We start from the raw sequence: 6,657 nt of genomic DNA on the forward strand, positions 1-6,657 counted from the left end.
TATAATTAATGGCTAGTTCTCGCCTACTTACGAAAATCCTCGCGGATTTTCTATTCGGTTTTTATTTGCTAAATTAGGTGCTTAAACACGCCACTAATCATACACAAACACGTTGTCATTAATACTGACCCGTCCTGAAATATGTATACAAAACACTTCAAGTATATGTATAAAAATGATGGATATGTAAAACGCTATAGTGAGAGCTTTAAGCTTAAAGTCTTGGCAGAACTTACCAAAGGAAACCATTCCAAAAGACAAATTGCATTAACTTACGGTATACAATCCAGTACTATAAATGTATGGATCAAAAAGTATGATCGTAAAGATTTAATGAACACCCGTGTAACCGTGCAAACAGACGACGAACTTTCCCGTATCAAAGCCCTTCAAAAAGAGCTGAAACAACTTAAGGACCTTCTTATTAAAAAGGACCTAGACAAACTGGTGACCGACAGCTATCTTGAGGTAGCCGCCGAAAACCTGGGCTATAGAGATGTTGAAGAATTAAAAAAAAACTTAAACATAAAGCCTTGATGAAAGTAGCACCGATAAACCGTAATGAAAGGCTGTATTCGATAGGTACTATCTGTAATGCCTTTGATATGAAAAGAGATGCCTATTACAAATTCCAAAAACGTTTTGTTATCAAAAAACAGATAGAACAAGATGTACTCGAACTTGTTCGAAAAAGCAGAAGAACACTACCTCGAGAAGGTACTAGAAAACTCATGAGATCCTTAAAAGGTGAGTTTCATAAGTACCACCTTAAAGTAGGTAGAGACCAGCTGTTCCGTATCTTAAGAGAAAATCGATTGCTCGTTAGAAGAAAGAAGTACTCCTCTAGAACCACCAATTCATATCACCGGTTTTACAAGTATGGAAATAGTATAAAAGACTTGAAAATCAATAGACCTAATCAGGTTTGGGCATCTGATATTACCTATATTAGAACCATAAAAGGATTCTGTTACCTAGCATTGATTACAGACATGTACTCCCGTAAAATCGTTGGATACGACCTAAGTGATAGCCTAGAGCTAAAAGGGTGTGTCAGAGCTTTAAATAAGGCTATTTACAATGCTAAGAACATTGAACACCTTATTCATCACTCGGACAGAGGTATTCAATATTGCAGTAACGTCTATACCCAAATACTAAAAAGAAAGAAAATTAAAATCAGTATGACAGAACAAAATCATTGCTATGAAAACGCCCTAGCCGAAAGGGTAAACGGTATTCTAAAAGATGAATTCTATCTTGATCAAACATTTACCAGTGTGGTCCAGGCTAAAAAAGCAGCCAAAAATGCAATCAAATTATACAACTCAAAAAGATTACATTTATCTTTAGATTATAAAACACCTAATTACGTGCATCAATATGCCGCTTAAAACTAATATTAATCTGTAGCCGTATTTTAGGACGTGACATACTGAAAAAACCAGCAACTAACATTTGAAAGAATCACTAAAAAATATATTTGACTTTTTAATTGAGAACCGAATCTACAATAAGAAATTGCAAACCAGATACTATTCCGGAATTGTAAAATCGCAGAATAGTCAAGCGGAAAAAGTCGTTTCTTTATTGTATCACACAGCGAATACGCAAAGTCAACCGAAAATTGACAACCTAGCTGAATTTTATAAAAAAGTCTACGAGAAACCTGATTTACTAAACTCGTTTTCCACATTTATGTCCGTAATTGACCCAAATGGAACAGAAACGAAAAATTATCACGGACTTTATACCGGTATGAAGAATCAAAAAGGTTGGGGCGAAAAGACTTCTGCCCTATTCACAAAGAGCATTTTTCATTTACACAATAACGAATATCCGAATGAACTGAAAATTTGGAATGATGCGCCGAGCGATTTAGAAAAGAATGATTTGTTTTATTTACCAGTCGATGCTGTAATAATTACAATTTTCAAGAATATTCAACCAAAAAATTGGAATTTTAAGAGCGTAAACAAAATTATCGGAAAAAATTATAGCGGAACGGATTTTGAAGTTTGGGACGATTTATGGTTTTGGGGCTTTATAACTCAAATCGGGACTGGGGACGGACGAAAAATGGATTGGAATTTAAACAAATATTGGACTTTAAGAGAAAGTGATAAAAACCCCAAAATGATTGCGGAAATAAAAGGAAAAGCGGAGCAGTTTCTGAGCGTATTACGGGAAAGTACTAATGACAACAAAACCTATAAACAATACGGGCTTAAGGCTTAATCACAGGGTTTGCGTATATTTATGAAGTCGCAAAATCTTTGGGATTTTGCTTTGTCGAGAAAAAAAGAAAAAACAAAACCAAAAGATTTTTGCTATGGGCGTGGGGGAATGTTAAACGTATTTTTGCCCCGTACTGTTCATAGCTCGAACGTTGTACCACATTTGAGAAAAAACTAATGAAATATTTTATAATCATTCTATTTATTACACTCGTTTCTTGCAAAAAAGAATCAAAAACTGAATGTGATTACATTACAAACTACTATCAAAATCTTTATCAAGCAGATATCGCATTTGAAACTGAAAATTACAAGAAAGCATTTGAAATGTATCAAGAAGTTTTTAATTATTGTGAACCGATAAACACAGAAGGGTATAATGAACTCGCAAATTTTGCAGAGACTTGTGCGATTTTAGGAAAGAATGTATTAGCAATCGAATTTATCAAAAAACAAATCGAACGAGGTTATGAAATAAAATGGCTTCAGCAGAATGAAAATTTTGACAAAATATTCGCATCTGAAGAAGGAAAAAAATTGATTTCTGAATATGATTACTTACGAAATATGGCTTTGTCGAAAATAAATTTAGATCTTCGAGAAAAAATTAAGCAAATGAAAATCGAAGACCAAAAATATCGAAATGGTAACTTTCAAAAAAACATAAAGAAACAAGTAGAAATTGATGCTTATAATACCAATAGAATTATAGAGATATTCAATGAATTTGGATACCCAAACGAAACGGTAATCGGAAGTTATTCTATAGACCAAACATCTGTGCATATTTCGACGATGTTATTACATACATCTGACTCCATCAGAATGAAATACTTCGTCCCAAAACTAACTGAATTTATCAAAAGCGGAACTTGTTCGCCAAATACATTAGGTACTATAATTGACCAATATTATTTGTATAATGACGAGCCTCAAATTTATGGAACGTATCATGCACAAGGAGGTGGATATGCCCGTATGATAGATGACCTTAAAAAGGTGGATAGCAACCGAATTTCGATTGGATTACCTCCATTGGAACTGAAAGAAAAAAAAGACAGTATTTTAAAAGTACGTTACCCTGACTTATTTTAAAAAAACGTGGTACAACAAAACCTATAAACAATACGGGCTTAGGGCTTAAACGCCAAGTTCTGCGTATATTTATGATGTCACGAAATCTTTGGGATTTCGCTTTGACGCAAAAAAGAAAAAACAAAACCAAAAGATTTCGCTACGTGCATGGCGGAAAGCAAACGCTAATTCGCTCCCGTACTGTTCATAGCTAAACCGTTACCTGCAACAATAAACCAAAATCTACAAACAGAATTTTAAAGTAAAAAAATTACTATTGGAAGAATTTATATCATTTATAAGAACGTTTGTCGGGATTGATGAAATCGATTTAGCCCTAGTGTTATCAAAATTCAGAGAAAGGTCAGTTTCGAAGGGGAAAACGGTTTTAAAAAAAGGGCAAATTGCGACACAGTATTATTTTATAGTATCGGGAGGGCTTCGATTTTTTTATGAGACCCCAGAGAAAGAAAATACCACTTGGATCATTTTTCAAAATGAATTCTTTGCAGAAATATCGAGTCTAAATCTAAAAACACCTTCTAGATTTAATATTGAGGCGATAGAGGACACGAGACTATTGGTAATTGACAAATCTGATATGGATTTTTTATACGGACATATCCCCGTATGGCAAGAATTTGGAAGAAAGATATGGGAAGATATATCCGTCAGAACGATTGATCAATTTTTAAATTTTCAAACTTTATCTGCCGAGGAAAGATATGCTCAATTAACAAAAAATTCTGAAATGGGAAAAAAAATAGCCGTTAAGACCTTGGCTTCCATTTTAGGTATTACACCCAATGCGTTGAGTAGAATCAGGAAAAATATCAAGTAGCTCCATTTGCTACCAATTGGTAGATTTACCAATACACATTCACGCTACTTTTGTGTCATAATAAATTAATAAAATTGACATGAAAGAAAACACAGCAACAAACAAGTTTTCAGACGAGGAATTAATCAAAAATCTACCTGGCTTTGAAAACCAATACATCACGACTAATGGTGTTAAACTTCATTATGTAGAAGGTGGTAGTGGGACGCCTCTAATTTGTTTACCCGGTTGGCCACAAACCTGGTATTCATACCGACCTGTTGCCCTACAATTATCCCAACAATACCGTGTTATTATAGTGGATATACGAGGCATGGGCAGTTCTGAAAAACCCCAAACGGGCTATGATAAAAAAACAATGGCCAAAGATATTTTGGGTATTATCGAGCAACTAAAATTAGGGAAGGTTTCTATCATGGGGCATGACATTGGCGGTATGGTGGCCATGAGTTTAGCCTTCAATCATCCGGAAGTCGTTGAGAAACTAGTGATGTTAGATGGTGCTCATCCTAACGAAGGGATGATGCAAATGCCTTTGATGCCAGCACCCGGTACATTTAATGAAAAAATGGATGGCAACATGCCTTACGCATGGTGGATGGGTTTCAATCAAGTGAAAGGACTGCCAGAACAACTTTTAGAAGGTCGTTTCCACTACCTACAAGATTGGCTTTTCCATTATGTGATGATTGATGCGTCTAAGATGACTAAACTGGAAAGAGATGTATATGCCCAGGCATACAACGACACAGAGAGTATCAGGGCATCTAATGCATGGTATCAAACATTTAATCAAGACATTGAAGACACTAAAAACTATCCGCAACTCACCATGCCTGTTTTAGGAATAGGTAGTTATATCAGCTACAACCATATGAATATCGGGTTGCCGTATGTCGCAACAGATGTTCAAGTAGTTGGTATTTTAGATAGCGGTCATTATTTGTTCGAAGAGGCACCAGAACAAGTACTTGAGGCAATAGTGCCCTTTTTAGCTAATAAAAAATAAATTCAAAATGAAAAAAATAATTTTAGTTGCTGGTGCAACAGGTAATTTGGGAAAAAGAATTTCCAAGGCATTAATTGAAAAAGGTGCAGATGTAAGAGCCATCGTCCGTAATTCTACGGATTCAGATAAAATAAAAGCCCTTGAAAAAATAGGTGTAACCGTTTTGCAAATTGACATGAGCGATAGTGATGCAATTGCGACTTCTTGCGAAGGTATTACATGCGTAGTATGTGCAGTGGCAGGCTTGGAAAATGTTATACTTGACTTACAAAAAAACATTTTAGAGGGAGCAATAAAAGCTGGTGTCCCTAGATTTATTCCTTCTGACTTTTGCACAGATTATAACAACCTGATAGCCGGAGAGAATAGAAATTTTGATTTGCGTAGAGATTTCAAAACATACATTGATGGCACATCCATTCAGACCACTTCTATTTTTAACGGGTGCTTTGCAGACATTTTAATGTACAACACACCGATTTTAAATGTAAAGGAAAAAAGTATTGGCTATTGGGGCGATAATGCGGACTGGGAATTAGATTTTACCACCATGGATGATACCGCTGCCTTCACAGCCGAAGCTGCGCTAGACGACACTGCTCCAAGAAATTTACAAATTGCTAGTTTTCAAGTTAGCCCTAATATGATTTACGATCATATAAAACAAATAAGCGGGAAGGACTATAAAATACATCAAATGTCTAGCCTTGAGGATTTTGCTTCCCACATAAAAAGACAACGAGAAGAAAACCCAGCAGGTAAAAATGAGTTGTATGCCAACTTTCAACAAAGTCAATACATGTATTCCATGTTCACTACCCAACATACAGAATTAGCGAATAACCGTTACAACAATCTTTCTTGGACTTCGAGTTTGGATTACATCAAGATATTTGTAAAGTAGGTTGAAATTCAATGAACGGATTTTATTATCTATGCTTTTGAACACAATGATGATGTGACAAAGAAATAAAAAAACTACAACCATATTTAGACGAATTATTTCAAAAATCTAAATGAATTTTGAGTTTTAAGATTTAGAAAAAAATTAAGTTGTGAAATCGAAAAAGTTTACTGAAGTTTTAAAACTGTAACTGTAGTTATTTGAATTAACATGGCGACAGAAAAAGGCAGCAGGTAATCGAGTAGACGGCTCCGCCCCTAATTAGGAACGGAGTGCGCCTCTCACACCACCGTACATACGGGTCTCGTATACGGCGGTTCAATAATTATACATCTCGTTTGTAGTACTCTATTAAACTAACATACCCTCTCATTCTCAACCTTTTAATGGTAATTGTAGTCCCTAAAATAGGGCTTTGAGCTACTGCCCATCCTCCCATTCTTGTGCGACTCCAAGCATAGGCGGTGTTTTGGTTTACACCTAAACGGATTAGGTTTTTCCGCTTCCGTTCTGGTTTCTTCCAATGGTGCCATATACAGTACCGCAATCGGTTTCTTAGCCATTCTTCCAGCTTTTTAAGCTTTGCTTGGAT

General features: G+C 35.5%; 7 protein-coding genes and 1 pseudogene. 7 read left to right on the forward strand and 1 reads right to left on the reverse strand.

Annotated elements, in window-relative coordinates:
• Positions 1 to 165 precede the first annotated feature (165 nt).
• From BLQ19_RS20510 to BLQ19_RS20540, 7 genes are all read left to right on the forward strand, one after another.
• The gene (locus tag BLQ19_RS20510) at positions 166 to 537 is read left to right on the forward strand and encodes a transposase (protein WP_024479941.1); all 372 of its coding nucleotides are present in this window, start codon (positions 166 to 168) and stop codon (positions 535 to 537) included.
• Positions 537 to 1,394 carry an IS3 family transposase gene (locus BLQ19_RS20515; RefSeq protein WP_074539612.1) on the forward strand — a complete coding sequence of 286 codons (858 nt, stop codon included), beginning with the start codon at positions 537 to 539 and terminating at the stop codon, positions 1,392 to 1,394. The genes BLQ19_RS20510 and BLQ19_RS20515 overlap by 1 nt, the downstream gene beginning before the upstream one ends.
• Positions 1,395 to 1,698: 304 nt before the next feature.
• Positions 1,699 to 2,238 carry a hypothetical protein gene (locus BLQ19_RS20520; RefSeq protein WP_175444457.1) on the forward strand — a complete coding sequence of 180 codons (540 nt, stop codon included), beginning with the start codon at positions 1,699 to 1,701 and terminating at the stop codon, positions 2,236 to 2,238.
• A gap of 176 nt (positions 2,239 to 2,414) precedes the next feature.
• A complete protein-coding gene (locus tag BLQ19_RS20525) occupies positions 2,415 to 3,332 on the forward strand; it encodes a hypothetical protein (protein WP_074539614.1) in 918 nt (305 codons plus the stop codon).
• 256 nt (positions 3,333 to 3,588) lie between these two features.
• Positions 3,589 to 4,152: a Crp/Fnr family transcriptional regulator gene (locus BLQ19_RS20530; RefSeq protein ID WP_074539615.1), complete on the forward strand. Its 564-nt coding sequence runs from the start codon at positions 3,589 to 3,591 to the stop codon at positions 4,150 to 4,152.
• Between the two features lie 79 nt (positions 4,153 to 4,231).
• On the forward strand, positions 4,232 to 5,161 hold the full coding sequence (locus tag BLQ19_RS20535) for an alpha/beta fold hydrolase (protein WP_074539616.1): 930 nt from the start codon (positions 4,232 to 4,234) through the stop codon (positions 5,159 to 5,161).
• A gap of 7 nt (positions 5,162 to 5,168) precedes the next feature.
• Positions 5,169 to 6,065 carry an NmrA family NAD(P)-binding protein gene (locus tag BLQ19_RS20540; protein WP_074539617.1) on the forward strand — a complete coding sequence of 299 codons (897 nt, stop codon included), beginning with the start codon at positions 5,169 to 5,171 and terminating at the stop codon, positions 6,063 to 6,065.
• Positions 6,066 to 6,390: 325 nt separating this feature from the next.
• Here the strand turns inward: BLQ19_RS20540 and BLQ19_RS20545 are convergent.
• Positions 6,391 to 6,657 (reverse strand): annotated as a pseudogene (locus BLQ19_RS20545) (group II intron reverse transcriptase/maturase); the annotation flags it as partial.

It is taken from the genome of Cellulophaga baltica (assembly GCF_900102165.1).
Lineage (GTDB): Bacteria > Bacteroidota > Bacteroidia > Flavobacteriales > Flavobacteriaceae > Cellulophaga > Cellulophaga baltica.